This window comes from Desulfocurvus sp., assembly GCF_023230885.1.
GTDB lineage: Bacteria > Desulfobacterota > Desulfovibrionia > Desulfovibrionales > Desulfovibrionaceae > Desulfocurvus.
Map to the genome: position 1 here is coordinate 11,792 of NZ_JALNWM010000005.1, position 26,123 is coordinate 37,914.

Annotated in this window: 18 protein-coding genes and 1 pseudogene; 8 read left to right on the forward strand and 11 right to left on the reverse strand. The window is 71.2% G+C overall.

The annotated features are described in order from the left end of the window. The first annotated feature begins 4 nt into the window (after positions 1-4). Positions 5-2,509, forward strand: a complete 2,505-nt coding sequence (locus tag M0P34_RS00785) for an ATP-binding protein (RefSeq protein ID WP_291495327.1) — start codon at positions 5-7, stop codon at positions 2,507-2,509. A 108-nt stretch (positions 2,510-2,617) separates the two neighbouring features. On the opposite strand, the gene M0P34_RS00790 is transcribed toward M0P34_RS00785, so the two are convergent. From M0P34_RS00790 to M0P34_RS00800, 3 genes are all read right to left on the reverse strand, one after another. Beyond that, a complete protein-coding gene (locus tag M0P34_RS00790) occupies positions 2,618-3,277 on the reverse strand; it encodes a GntR family transcriptional regulator (protein ID WP_291495329.1) in 660 nt (219 codons plus the stop codon). Between the two features lie 204 nt (positions 3,278-3,481). Continuing rightward, positions 3,482-4,345: a radical SAM protein gene (locus M0P34_RS00795; RefSeq protein WP_291495331.1), complete on the reverse strand. Its 864-nt coding sequence runs from the start codon at positions 4,343-4,345 to the stop codon at positions 3,482-3,484. Position 4,346: 1 nt separating this feature from the next. Next, a complete protein-coding gene (locus tag M0P34_RS00800) occupies positions 4,347-6,113 on the reverse strand; it encodes an FAD-dependent oxidoreductase (protein ID WP_291495333.1) in 1,767 nt (588 codons plus the stop codon). Positions 6,114-6,224: 111 nt separating this feature from the next. On the opposite strand from M0P34_RS00800, the gene M0P34_RS00805 reads away from it, so the two are divergent. After that, a complete protein-coding gene (locus M0P34_RS00805) occupies positions 6,225-7,901 on the forward strand; it encodes a tetratricopeptide repeat protein (protein WP_291495335.1) in 1,677 nt (558 codons plus the stop codon). A 182-nt stretch (positions 7,902-8,083) separates the two neighbouring features. On the opposite strand, the gene M0P34_RS00810 is transcribed toward M0P34_RS00805, so the two are convergent. Both M0P34_RS00810 and M0P34_RS00815 read right to left on the reverse strand, forming a co-directional pair. Then, positions 8,084-9,085, reverse strand: coding sequence for a D-2-hydroxyacid dehydrogenase (locus M0P34_RS00810; RefSeq protein WP_291495337.1), 1,002 nt, complete (start codon positions 9,083-9,085; stop codon positions 8,084-8,086). Between the two features lie 26 nt (positions 9,086-9,111). Continuing rightward, entirely contained in the window at positions 9,112-10,188 is a 1,077-nt protein-coding gene (locus tag M0P34_RS00815) for a hypothetical protein (RefSeq protein ID WP_291495339.1), read from the reverse strand. Positions 10,189-10,367: 179 nt separating this feature from the next. Here M0P34_RS00815 and M0P34_RS00820 point away from each other — a divergent pair, with 179 nt between their 5' ends. Both M0P34_RS00820 and M0P34_RS00825 read left to right on the forward strand, forming a co-directional pair. Then, positions 10,368-11,603: an ABC transporter substrate-binding protein gene (locus tag M0P34_RS00820; RefSeq protein WP_291495341.1), complete on the forward strand. Its 1,236-nt coding sequence runs from the start codon at positions 10,368-10,370 to the stop codon at positions 11,601-11,603. Further along, the gene (locus tag M0P34_RS00825; RefSeq protein WP_291495344.1) at positions 11,600-14,545 is read left to right on the forward strand and encodes an EAL domain-containing protein; all 2,946 of its coding nucleotides are present in this window, start codon (positions 11,600-11,602) and stop codon (positions 14,543-14,545) included. Before M0P34_RS00820 ends, M0P34_RS00825 begins: the two co-directional genes overlap by 4 nt. An 859-nt stretch (positions 14,546-15,404) precedes the next feature. Here M0P34_RS00825 and dsrP read toward each other — a convergent pair. From dsrP to M0P34_RS00855, 6 genes are read right to left on the reverse strand one after another with little or no spacing between them, the layout of a single operon-like run. After that, entirely contained in the window at positions 15,405-16,577 is a 1,173-nt protein-coding gene (gene dsrP, locus M0P34_RS00830) for a sulfate reduction electron transfer complex DsrMKJOP subunit DsrP (RefSeq protein ID WP_291495346.1), read from the reverse strand. 10 nt (positions 16,578-16,587) lie between these two features. Then, positions 16,588-17,370, reverse strand: coding sequence for a sulfate reduction electron transfer complex DsrMKJOP subunit DsrO (gene dsrO / locus M0P34_RS00835; RefSeq protein ID WP_291495348.1), 783 nt, complete (start codon positions 17,368-17,370; stop codon positions 16,588-16,590). Further along, positions 17,370-17,756 (reverse strand): sulfate reduction electron transfer complex DsrMKJOP subunit DsrJ, encoded by a 387-nt coding sequence (gene dsrJ / locus M0P34_RS00840; protein WP_291495350.1) that lies wholly within the window; start codon positions 17,754-17,756, stop codon positions 17,370-17,372. Before dsrJ ends, dsrO begins: the two co-directional genes overlap by 1 nt. A gap of 14 nt (positions 17,757-17,770) precedes the next feature. After that, the gene (gene dsrK / locus M0P34_RS00845) at positions 17,771-19,390 is read right to left on the reverse strand and encodes a sulfate reduction electron transfer complex DsrMKJOP subunit DsrK (protein ID WP_291495352.1); all 1,620 of its coding nucleotides are present in this window, start codon (positions 19,388-19,390) and stop codon (positions 17,771-17,773) included. A gap of 16 nt (positions 19,391-19,406) precedes the next feature. After that, complete coding sequence (gene dsrM / locus M0P34_RS00850; RefSeq protein ID WP_291495354.1) at positions 19,407-20,453, reverse strand: sulfate reduction electron transfer complex DsrMKJOP subunit DsrM; 1,047 nt, start codon at positions 20,451-20,453, stop codon at positions 19,407-19,409. Positions 20,454-20,486: 33 nt separating this feature from the next. After that, on the reverse strand, positions 20,487-21,032 hold the full coding sequence (locus M0P34_RS00855; RefSeq protein WP_291495356.1) for an RsbRD N-terminal domain-containing protein: 546 nt from the start codon (positions 21,030-21,032) through the stop codon (positions 20,487-20,489). A gap of 454 nt (positions 21,033-21,486) precedes the next feature. Between M0P34_RS00855 and M0P34_RS00860 the strand changes: the two genes are divergently transcribed. The 4 genes and pseudogenes from M0P34_RS00860 to M0P34_RS00875 form a co-directional block, all read left to right on the forward strand. Continuing rightward, positions 21,487-23,277 (forward strand): radical SAM protein, encoded by a 1,791-nt coding sequence (locus M0P34_RS00860; protein ID WP_291495358.1) that lies wholly within the window; start codon positions 21,487-21,489, stop codon positions 23,275-23,277. 117 nt (positions 23,278-23,394) lie between these two features. Beyond that, complete coding sequence (locus M0P34_RS00865; protein WP_291495360.1) at positions 23,395-24,843, forward strand: MATE family efflux transporter; 1,449 nt, start codon at positions 23,395-23,397, stop codon at positions 24,841-24,843. A 16-nt stretch (positions 24,844-24,859) separates the two neighbouring features. After that, positions 24,860-25,756: a phosphatidylglycerol lysyltransferase domain-containing protein gene (locus M0P34_RS00870; protein ID WP_291495362.1), complete on the forward strand. Its 897-nt coding sequence runs from the start codon at positions 24,860-24,862 to the stop codon at positions 25,754-25,756. A gap of 105 nt (positions 25,757-25,861) precedes the next feature. Next, positions 25,862-26,123 (forward strand): annotated as a pseudogene (locus tag M0P34_RS00875) (hypothetical protein); the annotation flags it as partial.

The following is a 26,123-nucleotide window of genomic DNA, read 5'->3' on the forward strand; positions in this document are numbered from 1 at the left end:
CCACATGGCCCGCACCAGGACCAAGACCCACGAGGTGCCCGCCGACCAGCTCCGCTGGCGGCTCGACCCCGCGACCCTGCCCTTCTCCTCCACCGACGACCTGGAGCCCCTGGACGAGATCATCGGCCAGGAGCGCGGGGTGGAGGCCTTCCGCTTCGGCATGGGCATGGCCAAGAAGGGCTACAACATCTTCGTCACCGGCCAGCCCGGCAGCGGCCGCCTGGCCACGGTGAAGCGGCTTCTGGCCGAGCTGGCCGCCACCGACGGCGTGCCCGACGACCTGTGCTACGCGAACAACTTCGAGCGGCCCGAGCAGCCGGTCCTGCTGCGCTTTGCCGCGGGCGAGGGCGCGCGGTTCAAGGAGGGCATGCGCAAGTTCCTGGACGACGTGCGCCGCGAGGCGCCCCAGCTCTTCGAGAGCGAGGAATACATCGCCCGCAAGAACGCCATCGCCGAGGCCCACGAACGCCAGGTCCGCGAGTTCTACAAGTCCATCGAGGACAAGGTGAAGGACACCGGGCTTGTGGTGGTGCGCATGCAGATGGGGCCCATCCAGCGGCCGGACCTTGTGCCTCTGGTGGACGGCGAGCCCAAGCGCATGGTGGACCTGGAGGAGCTGGTGGAGGCCGGGAGCTTCCCCCGCGAGGAGTTCGAGCGCCTGCGCGACCGGCGCCTGGAGCTCAAGGAAGAGCTGGACGCCATCGTCCAGAAGGTCCGCGAGCTGCACAAGGCCGTGGCCGCCAAGCACCAGGAGGTGGACCGCCTGATGTTCACCACCCTGGCCCGCGAGCACCTGGAACCGCTGTACGAGCGCTACCCGGCCCCCAAGGTCCGGGCCTACCTCGACTCCGTGCTGGAGCACATGGGCAAGAACCTGGACGACATCCGCATGCTGGGCGGCGGCGCCCCGGCGCCCCAGGGCCTGCCCTTCATGCCCGCCCCGCCCGGCCCCGAGGCCATCCTGCACCCCTACTCCGTGAACCTGCTGGTGGACAACTCCCAGCGCACGGGCCCGCCGGTGATCGTGGAGTCCTACCCGACCTACCGCAACCTCTTCGGCAGCATCGAGCGCCTGGCCGACCGCATGGGCACCTGGCGCACGGACTTCACCAAGATCAAGGCCGGTTCCTTCGTCCGGGCCAACGGCGGCTACCTGGTCATCAACCTGCTGGACGCCATCATGGAGCCCGGGGTCTGGCAGACCCTCAAGCGCTCGCTCAAGACCGAGACCATCGAGATCGAGACCTACGACCCATACTACTTCATCTCGTCCACGGGCCTCAAGCCCGAGCCCATCGACATGGACGTGAAGGTCGTGGTGCTTGGCGACGCGCGCATCCACTCCCTGCTGCGCCGCTACGACCCCGACGTGCCCAAGATCTTCAAGGTCCGCGCGGACTACGAATCGTCCATGGACCGCACGGAGCGGACCCTGGAGCAGCTGGCCCGCTTCGTGCGCGCCGAGGTGGACAAGCAGGGGCTGCTGCCCTTCGCGGCCTCGGGCGTGGCCGCCGTGGCCGAGGAGGCCGTGCGCATGGCCGGGCGCCAGGAGAAGATGACCACGGCCTTCCCGGCCCTGGCCGACCTGCTGGCCGAGGCCGACTACCAGGCCCGCGGCGCCGCGGCCGCCGCCGTGGGGGCCGAACACGTCCTGGCCGCCGTGGACGCGCGCGTGCGGCGCTCCAACCAGGCGGAGGAGCACCTCCAGGAGATGATCGACCGCGGCAGCCTGTTCGTGGACGTGGACGGGGCCAAGGTCGGCCAGGTCAACGGCCTGGCCGTCTACTCCCTGGGCGACCACGCCTTCGGACGGCCCTCGCGCATCACGGCCTCCACGGCCCTGGGCAAGGAGGGCATCATCAACATCGAGCGCGAGGCCGACATGTCCGGGCCCACGCACAACAAGGGCATGCTCATCCTGGCGGGCTACCTGCGCGAGCGCTTCGCCCAGGACAAGCCCCTGACCCTGGCGGCCAGCATCGCCTTCGAGCAGTCCTACGGCGGCATCGACGGCGACTCGGCATCCTCCACCGAGCTGTACGCCCTGCTCTCCAGCCTCTCGGGCCTGCCCCTGCGCCAGGACATCGCCGTCACCGGCTCGGTGAACCAGAAGGGCGAGATCCAGCCCATCGGCGGGGTCAACGAGAAGATCGAGGGCTTCTTCCTGTGCTGCCGCCGCGCCGGGCTCACGGGCAGCCAGGGCGTGATGATCCCCGAGGCCAACGTCAAGGACCTCATGCTGCGCCCCGAGGTGGTCCAGGCCGTGCGCGACGGCGACTTCCACATCCACGCCGTGCGGACCGTGGAGCAGGGCATCGAGCTGCTCACGGGCACCCCGGCGGGCACGCGCACCAGGACCGGCTGGACCAGGGGTTCGGTGTTCGCCCTGGCCGACGCGCGGCTCGGCGAGCTGGGCCGGGCCCTGCGCGACTGGGGCGGCGCCGGCGACAACGGCGCCCCGGCCCGCCGCAAGGGCGCGCGCAAGCCCCGCTCCAAGGACGCAGGCTAAGACCCCGGGGCCCCGCGGCCCCGCAGCGCGGCACACAAAACGCGGGGGCCGCCCTCCCGGTGGGGAGGGCGGCCCCCGGCGCCTGGGCGGCCGGTCGGTCCCTCCGTGCTATTGCCCGAAGATGGCGCGGATATCCGCGAAATGATCTTCGATGGCGGTGCCCACGGCGGCCAGGTCCTGGTTCTCCAACACGGCGATGAGCTCGTCGTGCAGGGAAGCCTGGCGCTGGGGGTCGATGCCCTTGGCGCCGTAGTGGATGCCCAGGCAGGCCCAGTAGTCGTTGCCCAGCGATTCCCAGGCGCGCAGCAGGAAGGCGTTGCCCGAGGCGCGCACCAGGGCCTTGTGGAAGTCGATGTCCAGCTTGCGCAGGTTTTTGGTGTCCCCGGAGGCGGCGCACTGGTGCATCTTCGCGGCGATGGCCCGCAGCTCGGTCAGGTCCAGGTCGCCCGACTCCCGGCGCTCGCGCGCCCACTGCACGGCCCGCGTCTCCATGGCGATGCGCACGGCGTAGTAGTCGCCAAGCTCGGCGGGGGTGAACTCGCGCACGCGGGTGCCCTTGTAGGGCTCGGTTTCCAGGAAACCCTGGGCGATGAGGTCGCGGATGGCCTCGCGCACGGCGCCCTGGCTGACCTGGAGTTCCTTGGATATGCGCGTCTCGACGATCTTCTCGCCCGGACGGAACGCGCCGCTCAGGATGGCGTCGACAAGATAGTCGGCCACTTCGTCGCGCAGCACGCGGCGATGGATCACGGTGTTTCCTTCGGTCATGGATGTCCTCCTGGCCGGAGCTTTCGCCGGACCAGCAAAATGAAGAATGACCCTTTTATCATATAGCATCCATCGATTATCGGCAATGGCCGAAATTGCGAATTTCGAAAAATTTATGCTCAACATCCTTCATTTTTGAAAGTTGTTGCCCATATGAAACCGCATTCAGAAAAACGGGACCCGGGGCCCGCCGGAAGGGGGGGACTACAGGCCGCGCTGGCGGCGCAGGGGCACGCGCCCGGCCAGGGCCGCGTCGATGCGGGCCAGGGCCCCGGCCTTGCCGCCGGGCAGGCGCACGCGCAAAGGCAGGTGGTTGGATGCGTGGTCGGCCAGGAACAGGCCGCGCGGCGGGCTGGTGTGCTCCAGCAGGGTACGCAGCTCGGCCAGCATGGCCGACGGCCCGGGCAGGACGAAGCGCCCGGCGGCCGCGTCGGCGAAAAGCGGCGTGCCGGGCACGAGCACCAGCGTCAGCGCGCCGATGTGCTCCGGCTCCAGGGCGGTGAGCGCCGCGCCGGTGGCCCGGGCGTGGGCCTGGGCCCCGGCCTCCCCGGCCAGCCCGAGCAGCACCGTCACGCTTAGCCGCAGCCCCGCGGCGCGCGCCCGGCGGCCCTGGGCCACGATAAAGGCGCTGTCCGCGCCCTTGCGCACCCGGGCGAGCACGGCGTCGTCGCCCGACTCCAGGCCCATGTACACCGTTGCCAGCCCGGCCCGGCGCAGGGCGCGCAGCTCGGCGTCGTCGCGCGCGCCCAGGGAGCGCGCGCTGGCGTAGGCCCCCACCCGGGTGACCCACGGCAGGCGCGCGCGCACCAGGGCCAGCACGTCCAGCAGCCGCGCCACGGGCAGGGCCAGGGCGTCGCCCCCGCACAGGAACACCCGGCGCCGGTCCTGGTGCCGGCGCGCGGCGAGGTCCACGTCGGCGGCCACGGTGGCCGCGTCCTTGGGCCGGTAGGGGTGGCCGTGGTAGGCCCCGCAGAAGGTGCAGGCGCCGTGGGCGCAGCCCACGGCAACCTGCAACAGGATGCTGCCAGCCTCGTTGGGCGGGCGGATGATCGTCCCCTGGTGGTCCACCCTAGCCGTCCTCGGGGCGCAGCCAGTAGGGGTTGGCGATGTCCTCGAACACGGCCAGGGCCGCCGTGGAGCCCTCGCCCACGGCGGTGGCGATCTGCTGCACCCCGCCGATGACATCGCCGCAGGCGTACACGCGCGGGATGTTGGTGCGCATGCCCCGGTCCACCTCGATGCACCCGTAGGCGTCCAGGCGCACCCCGATCTGCCGGGCCAGCTCCGTGTTCGGGTTCCAGCCGATGGCCAGAAACGCGCCGTGCACCGCAAGCTCGCTCGTCGTGCCGTCGGCCACGTTGCGCAGGCGCACGGCCGACAGCCCGCCCTCGCCGCCGACGAATTCCTCGACCTCGGTGTTCCAGAGCACGGGGATGCCCGCCTGCTCCACGCCCTTTTGCAGGTGGCGCTCGGCGCGGAAGGCGTCGCGGCGGTGGACGACGGTCACGCCCACGCCCATGTTCTTCAGGTGCAGGGCCTCGGTCAGGGCGGTGTTGCCACCGCCGATCATCACGACCTCGCGGCCCTTGTAGGCCCAGCCGTCGCACGAGGCGCACACGCTCACGCCCTTGCCGAAGAACTGCGTCTCGCCCGGCACGCCCAGGCGCTTGGCGCTGGAGCCCGTGGCCAGCACCAGGGCCTTGGCCCGGTAGCGCCCGCGCGGGGTGAAGACCTCCACCGCGCGCCCGATCTTGATCTCCTGCGCGGGCTCGCCCTCGCGCACTGTGCAGTATTCCCGCGCCTGGGCGGCGATCATCTCCATGAGCTGGATGCCGCCCACGCGCTTGAAGCCCGGGTAGTTCTCCACCTCGGGGGTCAGCAGCACCTGCCCGCCCACGGCGCCCTTCTCCAGCACCAGGGTCTTCAGGCCGCTGCGTTCGGTGTAGATGGCGGCGGTGAGCCCGGCGGGCCCGGCCCCGGCCACGATCACATCGAACTCCTCGGCCTCGGGGGCCCCGGCAGCCCCGGGGGCGTTCTCGCCGTCGCGGGCCTGGCGCAGCAGCTCGCCCGCCGCGCCGCCCACGCTCTGCGGCCCCTCGGCGTCCATGCGCGCGAACAGCTCCTCCACGGTGTGCAGCTCAACCAGCTCGATGGCGAAGCGCTCCTCGGGCATGAGCCCCTTCTGGCGGAAGGTCTCGTTGACCACGGTCAGGGGCAGGGCCGTGGCCTGGTAGCGCTCGGCCAGGTCCTGGTTCTCCCCGGTCTCCACGCACTCGGCGCGGACCAGCCCCGGGCACTCCAGGGCGGCGCGGAAGGCGTTGGTCACCTGCCCGGGGCAGTAAGGGCAGGTGGGGCTGATGAACACGCGCACCTCGCGGGGCTCGGCCAGGTCGGCCAGCACGCGGCGCGACATGTCCGACAGCCCGCTGCGCCCGGCCGAGGCCAGCATCACGGTCTCGACGAGCACCCGGGCCTCCTCGCCCAGGGGCGCGCCGGTGTAGCGGATGGCGTAGCGCTCAGGCGCCACCAGCAGGGTCGGCGAGCGCGTGACCCCGCGCCGCGCGGCCTCTTCGGAGTCCACGTCGTGGAGGCGGACCACGATCCTGTCGCCCAGGCGCCGCAGGTCGTGCAGGAAAAGGGTCATGGCCTCGTTGTAGGGGTCGTTCTCGCCCGCCCTGGTGTAGGCTTCGAGAACCACCTCGTCGCGCATCCCGGCGAACAGCTCGCGCAGGTGCCTGCGGCTGTCCTCGGGCAGGTACCAGTCCTTGTCCCCGGCGGCGTCCCCGCCGCCCGGGGCGTCCGGGGCGCCGCCCCGGGGAGTGTCGGCATCGTTCATGGGGTCCTCCTCGCCCCGGCCGTAGCGGCGGGGGCGCGGTGCTTGCGTTTTGGTCGTCCAGCGGACAAACTACCATCCCTGCGCCACCCTGTTCAACCCCGGATGCACGCCATGCCCCCGCTTCGCTTCGCAACCGCCGCCCTGGTCCTGGCCGCCCTGGTCCTGGCCCTGGCCGCGCTGCCAGGGGCCGCCCCCGCCGCCGCCAGCGACCCCGCCCGGGCCCTGGACGCCGCGCGCCGCGCCCAGCAGGCCCTGGAGGCCGGAGACGCCCGCGCGGCCCTGGAACTGGCCGACCGCGCCCTGGCCGACGGCCTCGCAGGCGAGGAGAACCGCGCCGTGACCCTCAAGCTCCGGGGCGCCGCGCGCCAGACCCTGGGCGACCTGCCCGGGGCCCTGGCCGACTACTCCCAGGCCGCGGCCCTGGCGCCCCACTATCCCGAGGCCTTCCACAACCGCGGCGCGGCCTTCCTGGAAATGGGCGACCTCCACGCCGCCCTGGCCGACTTCGACCACGCCCTGGACCTGCGCCCGGACTACGACCTGGCGCGCTTCAACCTCGCGCGCACGGCCCTGGACCTGGGCGACGCGCCCCGGGCGGCGCGCGAGCTGACGGTGCTGCTGGCCCATGCCGGGCCGGACCCGGCGGCCTACTTCCTGCGCGCCCGGGCGCGCCAGGCCATGGGCCTGGCCGGGCCCGCCCGGCAGGACTACGACGCGGCCCTGGAGCTGGAGCCGGACGCCCCGCAGCTCCTGCTGGCCCGGGGGCTGCTGCGCCTGGACCAGGGCGACGCCGCCGGGGCCCTGGAAGACTTCGACCGCGCAGCCGCGGGCGCCCCGGGCAGCGCCGTGCCGCACTACAACCGCGCCGTGGCCCTGGAACGCCTGGGCCGCCCCGGGCAGGCCGAGGCGGCCTACTCCGAGGCCCTGCGCATCGACCCCGGCCTGCCCGACGCGCGCAACAACCGCGGCGCCCTGCGCAGCCTGGCCGGGCGGCACGCCCAGGCCCTGGAGGACTTCGACCGCGCCCTGCGGCTGGCCCCGGACTTCGCCCCGGCCCTGCTCAACCGCGCCGCCGCCCGCCAGGCCCTGGGCGACAGCGCCGGGGCCATGACCGACCTGAACCGCGCCCGGGCCCTGGCGCCGGGCCTGCCGGGCCTGGAGGAGCGCCGCGCGCGGCTGGCCCTGGAGCACAACGATTTTCCCGTCGCGGCCGAGGCGTTCTCCGCCGTCCTGGCCGCCGAGCCCGCCAACGGCGAGGCCCTGCTGGGCCGGGCCCGGGCCCGGCTCCTTTCGGGCGCGCCCGGGCCCGCCGGGGCCGACTGCTCGGCCCTGCTGGACGGCGCGCCGGACCCGGCCCGGCGCGCCGAGGCCCGGCTGCTGCGCGGGCAGGCCCGCTTCATGGAAGGCGATTTCGCCGCGGCCGACGACGACCTGGGCGCGGCCCTGGCCGCCCGGCCCGGGGACTCGCTGGCCGCCCTGTGGCGCTTCGCGGCCCGGCTGCGCGCAGGGCGCCCCGCCCCGGCCCCGGCGGCCCCGCAGGACGACGGCTGGCCAGCGCCCCTGGTGCGCCTGGCGCGCGGCGAACTGGCCGTGCAGAGCGTGGAGGGCAGCGCGGGAAACGATCCGGACCGGCTGTGCCAGGCCCGCTTCCTGGCCGGGCAGCTGCTGCTGGCGCGCGGCGAGCCCGCGCAGGCCGTGCGCTGGTTCCAGGAGGCCGTGGCCACGCGGCGCGCCGCGCGCCCCGAGTTCCACGCCGCCCGGGCCGAGCTGCGCCGCCTGGGGTTCTAGCTGCAAAATCACGGGAGACGCTCCGCCCGGCCCTGGCCGGTCATTGGCTGTGCGAAAACCCGGTTGCCGGGGGAGAACCGGGGGCACAGCCCCGGCAATGCCGGGCTGACCCTGGTTCGTCGCGAAAAGGCGGCAAGGCGCGGCGCCGCATTGCGAGAACGCGGCGCCGGCCGGGCCGCCGCTCAGCCGCGGACCACGTTCACCGGGCTCCCGGCCAGGAAGGCCCGGATGTTCTCCGCCACCTGGGCCATGAGCCGACGGCGGGCCTGCTGGCTGGCCCAGGCCATGTGCGGGGTCAGGATGCAGTTGTCCCGCTCCAGCAGGGGGTGCCCCGCCGCAGGGGGCTCGGCGCCCAGCACGTCCAGGGCCGCCGCGCCCAGGGCCCCCCGGTCCAGGGCCCGCGCCAGGGCCGCCTCGTCCACCAGCGCCCCGCGCGCGGTGTTGACCAGGATGGCCCCCGGGCGCATCCGCGCCAGGAGCGCGTCGTTCACGAAACCGGCGTTGCCCGCCGTGAGCGGGCAATGCAGGCTGACCACATCGCTTTGCGAAAACAGCTCCTCCAGCCCCACGAAGGCGAAGGGCCCCCAGCCCGGCGCGGGCTTGGGGCGCGGCGTATGGACCAGCACCTCCATGCCGAAGGCGTGGGCCAGCCCCGCCACCCGCGAGCCGATGTCCCCGTAGCCCACCACGCCCATTGTCCGCCCCGCCAGCTCCACCTGCGGGGTCAGCCAGTAGCACCAGTCCGGCCCGGAGGCCCAGCGCCCGGCGCGCACGCTGGCGCCGTGGTCGCCCACGCGGTGGCAGCACTCCAGGATCAGGGCGAACACGAACTGGGCCACCGCCGGGGTACCGTAGCCCGGCACGTTGCACACCGTCACGCCCCGGGCGGCGGCGGCGCCCACGTCCACCACGTCGTAGCCCGTGGCCAGCACGGCCACGAGCCGCAGCTCGGGCAGGGCCTCGATGTCCGCCGCGCGCAGGGGGGTCTTGTTGGTCATGACCACCTGCGCACCGGCGGCGCGGGCGCGCACCTCCCCGGGGGCCGTGCGCTCATGCACCGTGAGCCGCCCCAGGGCCGCCACCGCGTCCCAGGGGTTGTCGCCGGGGTTGAGCACATGGCCGTCGAGCACGACCATGCGCGGGCCGCGGGCCGCCGCCTGCGGCCCCGGGTCCTGTTGGATCATCCTGTTCTCCTGCGGGGGTTCGGGGTTCAGGGGGTAAGGACCGGGCCCAGCGCCTGCACGGCGTGCAGGGCGGCGTCGTGCCCCGCGCGCACCCGCGCGACCAGCGCGTCGGCCCCGGCGCCCTCGGCGGCCACGGCTCCGGACAGCGCGCGCAGCCGCCCGACCAGCGCGGGCGGCAGGGGCGCCACCGTGCGCCCGGCCGCCGCCAGGGCCGCCAGGGCCCGGGCGTTGGCCGCCGCCACGGCCAGGGTCAGCTCATGGTCGGCCTGGACCACGGCGGCGGCGAAAATCTTGCGCACCACGGCGGGCAGGGCCTCGTAGGCCTCGCGGCGCACCACCAGCAGCATCCGCCGCCCGGGGGCCTGCCAGCCCGGGCCCAGCCCGTGGGGCGCGACCCCCGGCAGCCCTGCTGCGGCCTCATGGTGGGCGCCGTGCCACGCGGCGCAGTCCAGCTCGCCGCGCTCCAGGACCCGGGCCAGGGCGGCCCCGCCCCCGGACGGCGCGGCGCTGACCCGGGCCCCGGCCCGGCCCAGCACCTCGGCGGCCAGCCCCCGGGCCGTCAAGGCCAGTCCGGCCAGGGCGTCGGGCCCGGAGCCGGCAAGGGGACGGCGCGACCAGGCAAAAACCCCCGGCCCGGCGTCGCCCAGGGGCCAGCCGTAGAGCCCCAGGGGCAGCAGGGCCTCGCGCAGCAGGGCCAGCCCGCCCATGCGGTACAGCCAGATGCCCAGGCCCCGGGAATCCAGCCCGAAGGGCACCCCGGCGAACCATTCCAGGGCGGGGACCCGATCCGCCAGGGCCGAGGCGCACAGGTGCGCGCAGTCGGCCTCCCCGGCCAGGACCAGGGCCGCCGCGCCGCCCGGTGCCGCGCCCTCGGGCGCCACGCGCGCGTCCAGGGCCAGGCGGCTCTCGGTGAGCAGCGACACCTGGCGCACGAACCGGAACGCCCCGGCGGCGTAGAGATCCAGCTCGGGGGGCCAGTCCAGGGCCAGGCGCCAGCGCGCCCGGCCCGGCGGGGGCGAAAAAGCCCGGGCCGCGGAGCCCGCCAGGGCTCCGGCCCCGCCCAGGGCCAGGGCCAGGGTCCGCAACACATCGCGTCTGTTCATGATCCTCACGCCGCCATGCCTGGGGGCGGAACCCGTTCCCGTCCCCCCGCGCATCTAGCACACCCGGCCCCGGAAGGCGAGAAGCCCCGCCCCGCCTGGCGCGAAACGTGCGCATACTGTTTGTGAAGAGCGCATCTCTTTGATATATGGAGAGAACACTCTCAAGCAATGGAGCGCGCATGCCCGTCCTGCGCCACGTTTTCGCCGCCCTGTTCCTGCTGGTCCTGGTCCCCGCCTGCCCCGCGCGGGCCCAGGGGGACATCGTGCTGGGCATGTCGGCGGCCTTCAGCGGCCCCACGCGCGGCCTGGGCATCGAACTGTACCGGGGGGCGCAGGCCTGCTTCGCCGAGGTCAACGCGGCGGGCGGCGTCCACGGGCGCCGCATCGTCATCCGCGCCCTGGACGACCGCTACAGCCCCGGACCGGCCATCGAAAACACCATCACCTTCGCCGAACAGGGCGATGTCTTCGCGCTCTTCGGCCAGGTGGGCACGCCCACGGCCACCCGCGTGCTGCCCCTGCTGCGCCGCTACCAGGGCAGTGACCTCTACCTGCTCTTCCCCCTCACCGGGGCCGAGCCCCTGCGCCAGCCGCCCTACGCCCGCTGGGTCTTCAACCTGCGGGCCTCCTACGCCCAGGAGGCCCGGGGGCTGGTGGACAACTTCGTGCGCCAGGGGCGTACGCGCATCGCCGTGCTGCACCAGGGCGACGCCTACGGCCGCGCGGGCTGGGACGGGGTGCGCAAGGCCCTGGCGCGCTTCGACCTGACCATCGTGGCCGAGGCCAGCCACGCGCGCGACACCGGGCCCGAGGCCGACATGGGCCCCCAGGTGGACATCCTGGCCCGGGGCCGCCCCGACGCCGTGGTGGCCGTGGGCTCCTCCGAAGCCTGCGCGGCCTTCATCCGCCAGGCGCGCGACGCGGGGCTCTCCGTGCCCGTGGCCGTGCTTTCCTTCGCCGGGGCCGAACGGCTGACGGAGCTCCTGGCCCACGCGGGCGCCGCCGCCGGACGCGACTACACCGCGGACCTCGCGCTCTCCCAGGCCGTGCCCAGCCACGACGACCCCAACCTGCCCGCCGCGGCCGCCTACCGCCGCGCGGCGGACCGCTTCGCGCCGCCGCCGCCGCCGACCCTCGTCGGCGACGGCTACCGGCCCCTGCCCTACAGCCTGGCCGCCTTCGAGGGCTACCTGGGGGCGCGCCTGTTCGTCGAGGCCCTGCGGCACATGGGGCCGGACCCGCACCCGCGCCTGCTGCCCGAGGCCCTGCGCGCCCTGGCGGGCCAGGACCTCGGCATGGGCGAGCCCGTCGCCTTCGGCCCGGACAGCAACCAGGCGCTCACGCGCGTCCATTTCATCACCGTGGAGCGGGGCCGCCTGACCCCGCTGCACGACTTCACGCGGTGGCGCAAATGAAGCTCTCCAGGCTGTTCAAGCGCACCCTGGTTTTCATGATCCTGGCTTTCGGGCTCCTCGCCGGGGCCACGTCGCTGTATTCGTCCTACACCCTGCGCGAGCGCCTGACCCGCGAGTTCGAGAGCAAGGGGCTGGCCATCGCCGGGTCCATCGCCAGTTCCAGCGTGGATCTGCTGCTCTCCGACGACGCCGCGGCCATCCAGTCGGTCATGGACCAGTACCCCGGCATCGAGGGCGTGCGCTACGCCCTGGTGGCCTCGGCCCGGGGCGAGGCGCTGGCGCACACCTTCGTGCCCCAGGTGCCCGAGGCCGTCGTGGCCGCCCTGTGGGACATGCGGATGCGCGGCGGCGGCCGCCTGCGCGCCCCGGAGATCCACGACTTCGACATCCCCGGCCTGGGCCCGGTGATCCATGTGAGCTACCCGGTGCTGGCCGGCGAGGCCGGCAGCGTCCACATCGGCATGGACCGGCGCATCATCGACACGGCCATCCGCAACGCGATCATCAACCTGCAGGTGCTGACCTTCGGCGTCTTCCTGCTCTGCGTGGTGGCGGCCTATTCCTACACCGACAGCATCTCCCGTCCGCTGACGGCCCTGGCGGCCTATGCCCGCCGGGTGCGCGGGCACGACTTCTCCGACCCGCCGGACATCCCCGCCCGGGGCGACGAGGTGGCCGAGGTGGCCGAGGCGTTCCGCACCACGGCCCAGGAACTGGCCGGTTTCATCGCCGAGCTGGAGCGGCGCATGGGCGACGCCACCGCCGAGAGCCGCGACGCCCTGGCCACGGTATCGGCCATCCTGCGCAACATGGCCGACGGCCTGTTCCTGGCCGGGTCGCACGGGCGGGTCATCCAGGCCAACCCGGCCCTGGGGGCCATGCTGGGCCGCCCCGCCGACAGCCTGACCGGGCTCCCGGTGGCCACGCTGCTCGGGGCCGACCCCGCCCGCCCCCTGCTGGACGGCACGGCCCGGGGCGAGCGCAGCACCGCCGAACTCACGGTGCCCCGCGTGGGCGACGCGCCCTTCCCCGCCGAAATCTCCCTGGCCGCCCTGGACCTGGGCGGCACGCGCCATGTGGTGGGCATCCTGCGCGACGTGACCGCCCGCAGGCAGGCCGAGCAGGCCCTGCGCGACGCCCGCGACGCCCTGGAAGAGCGCGTGCGCGAGCGCACCGAGGACCTGTGGCGCGCCAACGACAAGCTCAGCGCCGAAATCGCCGAACGGCGAACGGCCGAGGCGGCCCTGCGCCAGGCCGAGGCCAAGTTCCGGGGGCTTTTCGAGAATTCCATGGAGGGCATCTTCCGCCTGGACGCCCAGGGCCGCTATGTGGAGGCCAACCCCGCCCTGGCGCGCATCTTCGGCCACCCCGAGCCCGGCGCGTTCCTGGCCGCCCTGGCCGAAGACCCCGACGCCACCGCAGCCGACCCCGAAAAGGAGGCCGAATTCCTGGCCCGGCTCCTCGCCGGGGACGAGGTTCGCGGCTTCGAGTCCCGCGCGAGGCGCCGCGACGGGCACGAAATATGGATCTCGCGCAACGCCCGCCCCGTGCGCGACCATACGGGCACGCCCATCGGCCACGAGGGCTTTCTCCAGGACATCACCGAGCGCAAGGAGGCCGAGTCGCGGCTCATGCACCAGGCCTTCCACGACCCGCTGACCGGCCTGCCGAACCGCACCCTGTTCCTGGACCACCTGCGCCTGGCCATGGAACGCGCGCGGCGCAACCCGGGTTACCTGTTCTGCGTGCTCTACATGGACCTGGACCGCTTCAAGATCATCAACGACAGCCTGGGCCACTCCATCGGCGACGAGCTGCTCAAGCATGTGGCCCGGCAGCTGGAGGCCTCCGTGCGCGCGATGGACACCGTCGCCCGCTTCGGCGGCGACGAGTTCGCCGTGCTCCTGGAGGACTTCCGCCATCCGCGCGAGGTGGTGGCCATCGCCAAGCGCATCCTGGCCGCCGTGCGCTCCCCCGCCAGCCTGGGGGGGTACGATGTCCACACCTCCGCAAGCATCGGCATCGTCCTGCTCACCGAGCACTACACCCAGGCCGACCTCATCCTGCGCGACGCGGACACCGCCATGTACCACGCCAAGGCCGCAGGCAAGTCGCGCTTCAAGGTCTTCAACCGCCGCATGCACGAGCAGGCCGTGCGCCAGCTGCGCCTGGAGACGGACCTGGCCCGTTCCGTGCGCGACAAGGACTTCACCCTGCTCTTCCAGCCCATGCGCGACGTGGCCACCGGCGCCCTGGCCGGCTTCGAGGCCCTGGTGCGCTGGAACCACCCCGAGCGCGGCCTGCTGGCCCCGGCGGAGTTCATTCACGTCGCCGAGGACACCGGGCTCATCTTCCCCCTGGGCGACTGGGTTCTCGACCAGGCGGGCGCCACCATCGGCGCCTGGGAGGAGCGCTTCGGCCCCCAGGCGCCGGTGTGCGTGTCCGTGAACCTCTCGGCCAAGCAGTTCATGCAGCCCGGGCTGGCCGCCCGCGTGGAGGCCGTGCTGCGCCGCACGGGCATCCATCCGCCCAATCTCTGCCTGGAGACCTCCGAAAGCGTGCTCATGGACCACGCCAGCGCGGCCATCGACATGCTCCGCCAGCTCAAGGCCCACGGCGTGACCCTGGCCATGGACGACTTCGGCACCGGCTATTCGTCCCTGTCCTACCTGCGCCAGTTCCCCATCGACGCCCTCAAGATCGACCGCAGCTTCATCTCCCGCTGCGACACCGACGACGAGGCGCGCGTCATCGTCAACTCCATCCTGACCCTGGCCGGGAACCTGGGCATCTCCGCCGTGGCCGAGGGCGTGGACACCCAGGCCCAGCTGGAGACCCTGCGCCGCCTGGGCTGCACCCTGGCCCAGGGCTACCTGTTCTCCCGCCCCCTGCCCCGGGCCGAGGCCGAAGCCCTGCTGCACCAGGCCTGCGGCCAGGGCTGATCCGCCGCGCGCGCCGGACACCGGGGCCCCGGAGGCCGCGCTCCGTTCGCCGCCCGGCCCCGAAGCCGGACAAAGACGCGCGGGCGAAGGCGCGCCAGCCCCGGCGGGCGCCCGGCAGGGCCCGGGCCGGGGGCCCAGAACCCAAGGCCCGCATCCTCCCGCGGTTCGCCCGGCGCCCCGCAGCCCTGGCAGGCCGTTCCCGCCCGCGCACGGGTCATGCCGTCCCTGCGCCCCCGCCACCCATGCATTTCCGTCCCCGCCCGCCCGGCCCCGGGGGGAGGCATTCCACCCGTGCTCCCGGGCCACGCTTCGTCCCCGTCCGCCCGGCCCGGGGCCGGGCGGGGTCAGGGGCCGCCTGCCGTCCGCAGCGCGGAACCTCCGCCGCCTGCCCATCGCCCGCCCCGGAGGGAGCACCGAACGGCCCCCGGGCAACAGACCCCGCCGCCGCGCCCTGCCCCGCCGACCTCCGACGGGATACCAAGCGGCCCGGGAGCCGCCGCCGCACCCGCCCGGCGCACGGCCCGCCACCCGGCCCCCGGAGGGCGCACCGAGCGGGCCCGGGGATTGGCGTCCTGCCCCGTGCCGCCCGGTGACCCGCCGCCGTCAGTCCCCATGCCCTGCCCGCCGACCCCCGACGGGGCACCAGGCGGCCCGGGCGTTGCCACCCCCCGCGCACGGCACGCCTTCCTGCCCCGCCTTCCTGCCCCGCCGATCCCCGACGGGCACCAAGCGCCCGGGCGTTGCCCCCACGCCGGCCCGCCGCCTGCCCGCCGCACGGCCCGGCGCGCACGGCCCGCGCGCACGCAAAAGGCCCGCCCCTTGCGGGGCGGGCCTGTCAATCGAGGGTGGAGCCTTGGGGTTATGCTGCGGCTTTCTTGACGGAGACAGCGATCTTCCACAGCACGGTGACGACCAGGGCGCCGATGGCGTAGATGCCCAGGGAAATGAACAGCTCGGTGGAGGACGGCATGTATTCCGTCACGCCCTCGAACATGTTCGGGATGAAGCCCGCCACCACGAGGCCCATGCCCTTGTCGATCCACGTCGCGGCGATGAGGATCAGCAACGCGAAGATCAGCACGGGCTTGCAGTTGCGCGTGGTGGAGGGGATGAGCAGCGCCAGGGACAGCAGGGCCAGGAACGCGGCGGTCCAGAAGTAGGGGACCATCACGCCCAGGTGCTGGCCGGTGGCGGGATCCTCCAGCCCGGCGAACAGGTACACGATGGAGTGCATGTGGCCGGGAATCTGGGAATAGAAGGCCGTGAACAGCTCAAGGCCGAAGAAGAAGACGTTGAAGATCATGGCGTAGGTGATGATCCGGGCCAGCATCTTCACGGCGTATTCGCCCAGCTCGAACTTGGCGACCTTCTCGACGATGAACAGCAGAAGCAGCATGATCGCCGGCCCGGCGCAGAAGGCGCTGGCCAGGAAGCGGGCGGCCATGATCGCGGTCAGCCAGAAGTGGCGGGCCGGAATGCCCGCGTACAGGAAGGCCGTGACCGTGTGGATGGAGAAGGCGAAGGGCACGGAAACGATGGCCAGGATCTTGACCCATTTGGCGTAGGGCACGCCCTTCTTCTGGGCCTCGAGGGACGCCCAGCCCACGATGATGTTCAGGAACATGTAGCCGTTCAGCACGATCATGTCCCAGAAGAGCACGGAGTTCGGGGTCGGGTGCAGCACGACGTTCATCAGGCGCTTGGGCTGGCCCAGGTCCACGATGACGAAGAGCAGGCACATGATGATGGCGCCGATGGCCATGAACTCGCCGAAGACAACGAGGTTCCCGAACTTCTTGTAGTCGTGCAGGTAGTAGGGCAGCACGAGCATGACGCCCGAGGCCGCCACGCCGACCAGGTAGGTGAGCTGGGCCACATAGAAGCCCCAGGACACGTCGCGGCTCATGTTGGTGAGTTGCAGGCCGTGCTGGAACTGCAAGACGTAGTTGTAGGCGCCGACCGCGATGCACGCGAGCAGCAGGCCTATCCACCACCAGTAGTATTTGTTGCCGTTAAGCGCTTTTTCGAGCATGGCTCCCCCCCTAGATGATGTAGAAGACGCTCGGGCTGGTGCCCAGGTCCGGTTTGCGGCGGAGGGTGAAGTTCTCCGCCAGGATGTGCCGGATCTCGGAGTCGGGATCGCCCAGGTCGCCGAAGACGATCTTGCCTTCGGACGCCTCGACGCAGGCCGGCATCTTCCCTTCGGCCAGGCGCTCGGTGCAGAAGGTGCACTTCTCGACGACGCCCTTCATCCGCGTGGGGTACACGGGGTTCTCTTCGGCGATGAACGGGCGCGGGTCCTGGAAGTTGAAGCTCCGGGAGCCGTAGGGGCAGCCCGCCATGCAGAAGCGGCAGCCGATGCAGCGGTGCATGTCCATCATCACGATGCCGTCCTCGCGCTTGAAGGTGGCCTTGGTCGGGCACACGCGCACGCAGGGCGGGTTGTCGCAGTGGTTGCACAGCAGCAGGTAGCGGGAGTGGTGCACCCGCTCGGCCAGGAACTCCTGGTGGTTATGGGGGAAGGAGGCGTGGAAGCTGTCGGTCCACAGCCACTTCACTTCCTGCTTGCCGGGAAGGTGCGGGACGTTGTGCTCCTTGTGGCAGGCCTCGATGAGGGGCGCGAAGTCCTCCTCGCCGTGGAAGGCGCGGGTGTCGATGACCATGCCCCAGCGCTTGGCCGTGAGGTGCTGGTGGCCGGGCGCCATATGCTCATAGTGCGGCAGGTAGGCGCCCTTGGAGTTGGCCAGGGCGGAACCCGCTCCGGCGGCCATGCCCAGCGCCGTCACACCAGCCACTTTCAGGAAGTCGCGTCTGGTGGTTTTCATTACTTCTCCTCCTTGGGCGCGATATGGCAATCCCAGCAGTAAGGCTCCACGGCCGCGGCGGTGTGGCACTTGTCGCAGAAGTCCTTCTTGCTGTCGTGGCAGTCCATGCAGCTCTTTTGCAGGCTCATTTCCACATGGCTGCCGGAGGCGGTGGTGTATTCGAGGTTGCCCTCGCGGACAACGGAATCCCTCCAGGTATTGAGCAGCTGCATGTGCTCCGCACGCATCCACTCAGTGGCCTCGATGCACTCGGTGGCCTTGGACTTGGGAGGCAGCTTCAGCTCGGGAGTCTTGTAGCCAGCGCTTCCCGCATTGTACCAGAACGGGAACCCGACTATGCCGAGGAACACGATCAGGCCGGCGATTATTTTTCCACCATCATACATTGGCAGTACCTCCCTTACTCCATCCCGGGCAAGGGCTCTTGCCGCAGGTCTACTTCTCTGGGTTTCTCGCCCGTCATGACCAGCGCGTTGGCCACCAGCTCATGGACGCCGTACACCTCAACACCAGGAGCCCAGTAGTTGGCCAGCGGGGGCAGCGTGGCGCGGTCGATGGCGCAGATGGTCGCCAGGGTGTTCACGCCGTTTTTCTGCTGCACATGGCGCAGGGCGTTGCCCCGGCCGATGCCGCCGCGCATGCGCATCTCCATGAACTCGTCCGTGTTCAGGCCCGAGCCGCCGGCGCAGCAGAAGGTCTTCTCGCGGATGGTGTCCTCGGGCATCTCGACGAAGTTGTTGCACACGTTCTGGATGACGTAGCGCGGCTCGTCGAGCAGGCCCATGGCGCGGGCGGGGTTGCAGGAGTCGTGGAAGGTCACGATCTTGTCGTCGTTGCGGCTGGGGTCGAGCTTGAGCTTGCCGTGCTTCATCAGGTCGGAGGTGAACTCCGTGATGTGGATCATGCTCGTGCCCGCGGCGCTCTCGAAGCGGGTGCCCGTGATGGGGCTCACCGGCGTCTCCAGGAAGTCCGCCGGGCCGTTCATGGTGTCCATGTACTGGTTGAGCACGCGCCACATATGGCCGCACTCGCCGCCGATGATGTACTTCACGCCCAGGCGCTTGGCCTCGGCGTACATCTTGGCGTTCAGCTTCTTCATCATCCGGTCGGAGGTGAACAGGCCGAAGTTGCCGCCCTCGGAGGCGTAGGTCGACCAGGTGTAGTCCAGCCCGATCTCGTGGAAGAGCATCAGGTAGCCCATGTAGGTGTAGGTGCCCGGGTCGGCGAAGATGTCGCCCGACGGGGTGATGAACAGCACCTCATGGCCCTTTTCGTTCACCGGGCAGTTGACCTTGACCCCGGTGATCTCCTCGATGTCGTCGCACATGAACTCCATCATGCCGTAGTAGGCATGGGGCTGGATGCCCATGTGGTTGCCGGTGCGGTTGGAGTTGGAGGCGGGCTCCAGAATCCAGTTGATGTTGCAGCCCACCAGGTGCAGCAGCTCGCGGGCCATCATGGTGATCTCGGCGGTGTCGATGCCGTAGGGGCAGAACAGCGAACACCGGCGGCATTCCGTGCACTGGTAGAAGTACAGGAACCACTCCTTGACCACGTCCTCCTCGAGCTTGCGCGCGCCCGCCAGCCGGCCCAGGATCTTCCCGGCCAGGGTGAACTCGCCGCGATAGATGGAGCGCAGCAGCTCGGCGCGCAGCACGGGCATGTTCTTGGGGTCGCCGCCGCCGATGTAGAAGTGGCACTTGTCGGCGCAGGCGCCGCAGCGCACGCACACGTCCATGAAGACCTTGAAGGAGCGGTACTTGTCCAGCCGCTCGCGGAAGCCCTTCTTGATCCGTTCGCGCCAGTCCTCGGGCAGCTTCCAGTCCACGTCGGTGGGCACCCACTCGCGGATGTGCGGGAAGTCGCCCTTGGTGGCCTTGTTCAGGTACTCCAGAATCTCGGGCTTGGCCGGATAGCACCATGTGCCGGGCTTGAACTCGGGCGGAACATCCATCCAGTTCTTCTGGGGGACCTTGTAATCGTACTGAAGCAGCTCTTCAGGTTTGACATTCCAAGCCATCGTCCACTCCTTAGGGCTACTGGGCCTCGGTTTTGGCGGCCTCTTCGAGGGTCTTCTCGACGGGCAACCCGGCTTCGATCATCTTCTCCCGGAATTCGTCCTCGTAGGCCGCGTAGCTGTGGGCCTTGACGTTCGGGTCGTTCCAGGGGTTGCGGTGGTACCTGGCGCGGCTGTCGTTGGGCAGGTTCCTGGTCGGGGACAGGAACACCCCGCCCATGTGCATGAGCTTGCTGAAGGGCAGGTAGGCGATCAGGCAGCTCACCAGGAAGACGTGGACGAAGAAGACGACCCCGATCCCTTCGATGTGCACGGCGGGATTGAGCGAGAACAGGGCCATGGTCACTTCCTTGACGGCCATGATGTCGGTCTTGGCCCAGTAGCGCATGAGGATGCCCGACAGGGCCACGCCCAGAATCAGGAACAGGGGGAAGTAGTCCGCGGGCTGGGAGATGTAGCGCACCTGGGGCACCACGAAGCGGCGCAGCAGGAGCAGCGACACGCCCAGGGCCAGGGCCGCGCCGCTCATGTACAGCGCGGGGGCGCCGATCTGCAGGAAGGTGTCGGCGTACTCCAGGGCCAGCAGGGCCGAGGGCACCGGGTCGAGGAACAGCCGCCAATGGCGGATGAACACGACCAGGAAGGAGTAGTGGAAGATCAGGGCGAACAGCCACAGCCATTTGGCCGAGGCGTAGCGGATCTTCACGTCCACGCCGTCCTGGGCGCTGCCGAAGCGCTGCGCCGTCAGGTTGCGGAACAGCGAGCGGAACAGCAGCACTTCGAGGGCCATGCGCACGAAGGTCTGTCCGGCGGTGGCGGGGTTGTCGTACTTGTCGTGGCGGATCCAGTCGTGCGACTTCATCTGCCCGGCGGTGGTCGGGATACGGAACGGCACGGGCGATTTTGCCCAGCCGATGACCTTGGCGACGAAGCCGACCAGGAAGACGGCAATCGCCAGCCAGGGGATGTACAGCCCGAAGAGCTGCTCCATCCCCGCGGCCCCCGCGCCGACCAGGGCGATCACGACCAGCGCGAAGACAGCGAAAAGTGAGTACAATGCGTTCATAAGCCCCTACCTCGATTGATGTTACACTGCCATTTACCCGTCACCCGATTCCGAAGTCCCGCTGTCGAACTTCGGGTATTCGACGATGATCTTGTGCTTGCGCATGAGCCCGGTGAAGTTGCGCTTGAAGTCCTCCAGGCGGTTTTCCATCACCGTGTTGCGGCACTTGGTGTAGATGTCGAAGGCGATGAGCATCATCGTGTCGACCTTGTTGTCGAACTCGTGCAGCTCCTTTGCCGGAATCCGGCCGGACTCTATCTCCGCGGCGAACCGCTCGCGGACCACATGCTTGACGAACAGCAGGATGGCCACTGCCTCGGAGGGCCTGTAGTCCTGCACGGCGCGGATGCGAACCACGGCGTCCAGCAGGGGGGCGAGGTCGTTCGACGCCTCGGGCTGGAGCAGCTCGTCGAAGAGCTTTTCGATGGCCCCGTGGATGTTGGTGCCCACGGGGTTGCCCCAGCGGTGGTTCTTCTTCAGGAACACCGCCGACAGCCCCGGATAGGTGCGCACGATGAGGTCGAACCATCGGTCGAGGATCTGTTCCCTGTGCTGGGCGAGAAGCGGAGCCAGTGTCATGGTGGGCCTTTTGATTAATGATATGATAACCTGTTGGCGCGAAATACGAATCGGCACAGGATTGAAGCATCCCGCGCCATTTGTAAACACATGAAAACCAGTCTCAACCGGGACCGGCCGACCGGGCGGGTCCGGGACAGGTGCCTCTCCGGGGCTTTTTCCCGTTCCGCTTGCCCCGCGTATAATGAACTTTCCGCCTTCTCGTCAAATGGTTCGTGCAAATTTTCACTATTGGCCGCCCTGTGTGGACTTCGCCCCGCCCGGCGGGCGGAGGCGGGCGGGAGGCTCCGGAGCCCGGCAGGCGGAGGCTGGCGGCCGCCCCGCCGCGCCCGGGGCCCCTGGATTGGGACCTGGAACGTCTACGGGCGTCAGCAGGCCGCCCCGCCTGCGCCGGGGCCCCTTCCGGCCCTGGCGCTCGGGCCCAAGGTCGGGTACAGCTTGCGCCGGAGGCCGCATGCGCGAAAAACCCCTGGTCGCCCTGATCTATCCGCCCTGGCTGGAAGAACGCACCCACACCGAGGACGTGGCCTGCGTGCCCATCGGCACCTACGCCGTGGCCGCCGCGCTCCTTGCGGCCGGCTGCGACGCCCGCGTGCTCGACTGGCACGCCCTGCGCGGCCAGCCCGAGGCCATGCGCGAGGAGCTGCGCACTCTGGCGCCCGACGTGGTCGGCGTCACGGTGCTCCAGGCCAACCGCTTCGGGGCCATGGACGCCGCGCGCATGGCCCGCGAGCTGGACCCGGAGGTGCGCGTGGTCTTCGGCGGCGTGGGCGCCACGTCGCTGTGGGCCTTTTTCCTGGAGCACTGCCCGGAGCTGGACGCCGTGGTCCTGGGCGAAGGCGACCTGACCACGCCCGAGCTGGTGCGCGCCTGGCAGGCCGGGGCCGACCCGGCCGCCGTGCCCGGGCTGGCCCTGCGCGGGCCGGACGGCCCCACGACCACGGCCCCGCGCCCCCCCGTGGCCGACCTGGACAGCCTGCCCATCGCCGCGCGCCATTTCACCTACCAGCACCTGGCGCTCACCCGCGGCTGCCCCGGGCGCTGTACCTTCTGCGGCTCCCCGGCCTTCTGGGGCCCCCGGGTGCGCTTTCGCTCGCCCGGGCACTTCGTGGACGAGATGGAGCTGCTGGCCGCCCGGGGCGTGACGCATCTCTACGTCAGCGACGACACCTTCACCCTGGACCGCGAGCGCGTGCGCGCCGTGTGCCGCGAGATCATGGCCCGGGGCCTGGAGGTGGAATGGCAGGCCATCTCGCGGGTCAACGCCGTGGACGACCAGACCCTGGCCCTCATGCGCCAGGCGGGCTGCATCCAGATCAGCTTCGGCGTGGAATCGGGCGACGACGCCATCCGCCAGGCCCTGAACAAGAACGTGCGCCGCGAGGACGCCGTGCGCGCCTTCGCCCTGTGCCGCAAACACGGCATCCTGGCCCGGGCCTATTTCATCTACGGCTGCCCGGGCGAGAGCGACGCGACCATCCGCGCCACCCTGGAACTCATCGCCGAGCTCAGGCCCCTGGTGGCCCATTTCTTCATCCTGTCCGTTTTCCCGGGCACGGAACTGTACGAGCGTTTCAAGGCCGCCACCGGCGCGGCGGACTCCATCTGGCTCGACCCCGTGGAGGACATCAAGCACTTCGAGCTGGACCCGGACCAGGACCTGGACACAGTGGCCGCCTGGGGCCGGGCCCTGCGCGAGGGCTACCGCGCCATGCTGCCGGGTTTCGCCCTGGCCGCCGCCGACGACCTGGACCCCGACCCGGCCCTGGCCCGGCTGCACGCCGACTTCCTGGCCCGCCTGGGCATGACCTTCGAACGCGGGGACTACGCCCGCGACCCGCACCTCCCCAACGCGCAGGACATCGCCGCCCGGCTCTACGCCCGGGCCCTGGAGTTCCACCCCGACGCCACCGCCGCCCTGGGCCTGGGGCTCATGCTCCAGCGCCGGCGCGACTACGGCGCCTCGGTGCGCACCCTGGCCCTGGGCCTGACGGGCAACCCCGGGCACGAGGGCCTGTCCCTGGCCCTGGCCGTGGCGCTCATGAACTGCGGCGACTTCGAGCGCGCCATCTCGTTCCTCACGCCCTTCACGGGCAACCCCCAGGCCATGGAATACCTGGCCCTGTGCCACCGCCACCTGGGCCACCCCGGGCGCGAGGCCCAGGCCCTGGCCCACGCCCGGGCCCTGCGCCAGGGCCGCCCCGCGCCGGGGCCCGGCGGCGCCCCCCCGGAGCCGGGCGGCTAGCGCCTCCGCCAGGCGCGCCGCCGCCGATCCCGCCCCGGGGTTGACCGCCCCCCGGGGCGGTCTTATTCTCGGGGTTTGGCCCCCTCCACCCCTGACCCCCACCCCGCGAAGGCCGGCATGGCGTTCAAGAACCCCGCGCAGGATACGGCGCACCCCTACCGCGCCATCTGGCGGCTGTCCTGGCCCCAGGTGCTGATGATGTTCCTCCAGTTCTGGATCGGCTTCGTGGATGTCTATGTGGCCGGGCTCATCAACCGCGAGGTCCAGGCATCCCTGGGGCTGATCACCACCTGCCTGTTCTTCCTGCTCATCGTGGCCACGGCGGTGGCCAACGGCGCCGTGGCGGCGGTGAGCCAGAGCGTGGGCGCCGGGCTCTACCGCCGGGGCCAGCGCTACGTCGGCCTGTGCCTGACCCTGGCCCTGGTCATGGGCGCGCTGCTCATGCTCGCCGGGCTGGCGGGCCGCGAGGCGTTCCTGGTGCTGCTCCAGGTTCCCCCGGAGCTGCGCGCCATCACCGGGGACTTCCTGGCCGTCTACGCCCTGCTGCTGCCCGCCTACCACATCCTGCTCATCGCCAACGCGGTGTTCCGGGCGCGCAAGGAGGTCATCTTCCCGACCCTGTCCATCCTGCTGGTCTGCGTGGTCAACGCCGTGGCGGATTTCGGGCTGGGCCTCGGGCTGTGGGGCCTGCCCGCCCTGGGCCATTCGGGCCTGGCCTGGGCGACCTTCTGGTCCGTGACGGCGGGAGCGGCGCTGAACCTGGTCATGCTGCGCCGCAAGGGCCTGCTGCGCCGCGAGGCCTTCGCGCCCTGGCGCTGGGTGCGCCGGGCCCTGCCCCGGCTGCTGCGCGTGGCCGGCCCCTCGGGGCTCATGCAGGTGCTGTGGCAGTCGGGCTACCTGATGCTCTTCGCCATCACCGGCTCCCTGCCCCACGGCAACATCACCGCCCTGGCGGGCATGACAGCCGGGGGCCGCATCGAGGCCCTGCTGTTCCTGCCCGGGTTCGCCTTCAACATGACGGCCTCGGTGCTGGTGGGCCACTACCTGGGCGCGGGCCAGCCCGCCGAGGCCCGGCGCTTCGGCTTCCGCGTGCTGGGCATCGGCGTGGCGATCATGAGCCTGGTGGCCCTGGGCCTGTGGCAGGTGGCCCAGGACGTGGCCGACATCATGTCCGACGACCCGGCGGTACGCCTGGAGATCATGAGCTACCTGTCGTGGAACCTCCTGGCCATCCCCTTCACCCTGACGGGCATGATCATGGGCGGCGCCCTGGGCGGCGCGGGCGCCACCATCTACACCATGATCGTCTTCGGAACGACCATCTGGTGCGTGCGCCTGCCCCTGGCCTGGATCCTCGGGCACCATGTCCTGGGCGAGGCCCGGGGGGTCTGGATATCCATGCTCGTGTCGCAGATGGTCCAGGCGCTGGTCATCCTCTATGTGTTCGCGTTCAAGGACTGGAAACGGTTCGCCCTGGTGCGGCGCGCCTCGCGGCGCGACCCCGCCGGGCTGGCCGAGGAGCCGGCCCCGCTGCCCGTGGGCGGCGGCGGCGGCCTGAGAAAATAAAGGAAGGCAAGACAGCATGAACGACTGCAAGGACCCGGTCTTCGAGCCGGTCTCCCTGGAACGGCAGGACCAGTACCTGGAGCGCTTCGCCCGCTGCCCCCAGAAGGCCTCGGACTACAGCTTCATCAACATCTGGGGCTGGGCCGAGGAATACGGCCTGCAATGGCACTTCGGCGACACCCACGTCTGGCTGCGCCAGACCAGGCCCCACGTCGTCCACTGGGCGCCCGTGGGCCCCTGGGACGAGGTGGACTGGAGCCGCTGCCCGGTCATCGGGCACTGCGGCGCCTTCACCCGCGTGCCCGAGGCCCTGGCCCTGTCGTGGCAGCGGGCCCTGGGCCCGCGCGTGGAGCTGACCGAGGCGCGCGGCCACTGGGACTATCTCTACTCCGTGCCGGAGCTGACGGCCCTTGCGGGCAACCGTTTCCACAAGAAGAAGAACCTGCTCAACCAGTTCCTGCGCACCTACGACCACCACTACCACACCATGACCCCCGACTGCGTGGAGGCCGCCCTCCAGATGCAGATGGACTGGTTCCGCTGGCGCGACGCCGAGTCGCGCGAGCTGCTGGCCGCCGAGAACAACGCCATCCGCCGCGTGCTCCAGAGCTGGGACAGCCTGCGCGGCGTGTTCGGCGGGGTCATCGAGATCGACGACCAGCGCGCGGCCTACACCGTGGCCGAGCACCTGTGCGAGCGCACGGTGGTCATCCATTTCGAGAAGGCCCACACCCGCTACAAGGGCATCTACCAGGCCATCAACCAGATGTTCCTGGACCACGAGGCCGGGGGCTACGAGCTGGTCAACCGCGAGCAGGACCTGGGCGACCCCGGGCTGCGCAAGGCCAAGGAGTCCTACAACCCTGTGGACTACCTCAAGAAGTTCGAAGTGACGGTCCACCCGGCGCAGTAGCGCCCGGGCGGACCCGATCGAGCTTGCGCCACGCGACGAATCCAGATACCTCCGCCAATCACGCACCCTGCGCCGCCACCGCCCACCGTCTGGAGGTACCCGTTCGTGTCCATCCGCAACAAGCTGCTGCTCATCGTCCTGGCGACCCTGGCCGGCCTGGCCTGCATCTTTGTCGTCAACATGCTGGGGCAGGCGCGCATCGCCACCTCGGTCCACGGCGAAGCCGCCATGTTCGAGGCCGAAATCGCCACGCTGCGCGCGCAGCTCGCCGAGGAGGACTTCCTGGCGCGCCGAGATGCGGCCAATGTCGAACGACACGCCGCAGCCCTGGCCGCAGCGAGGGCCTCCCTGGCCCAATGTGCCGAAG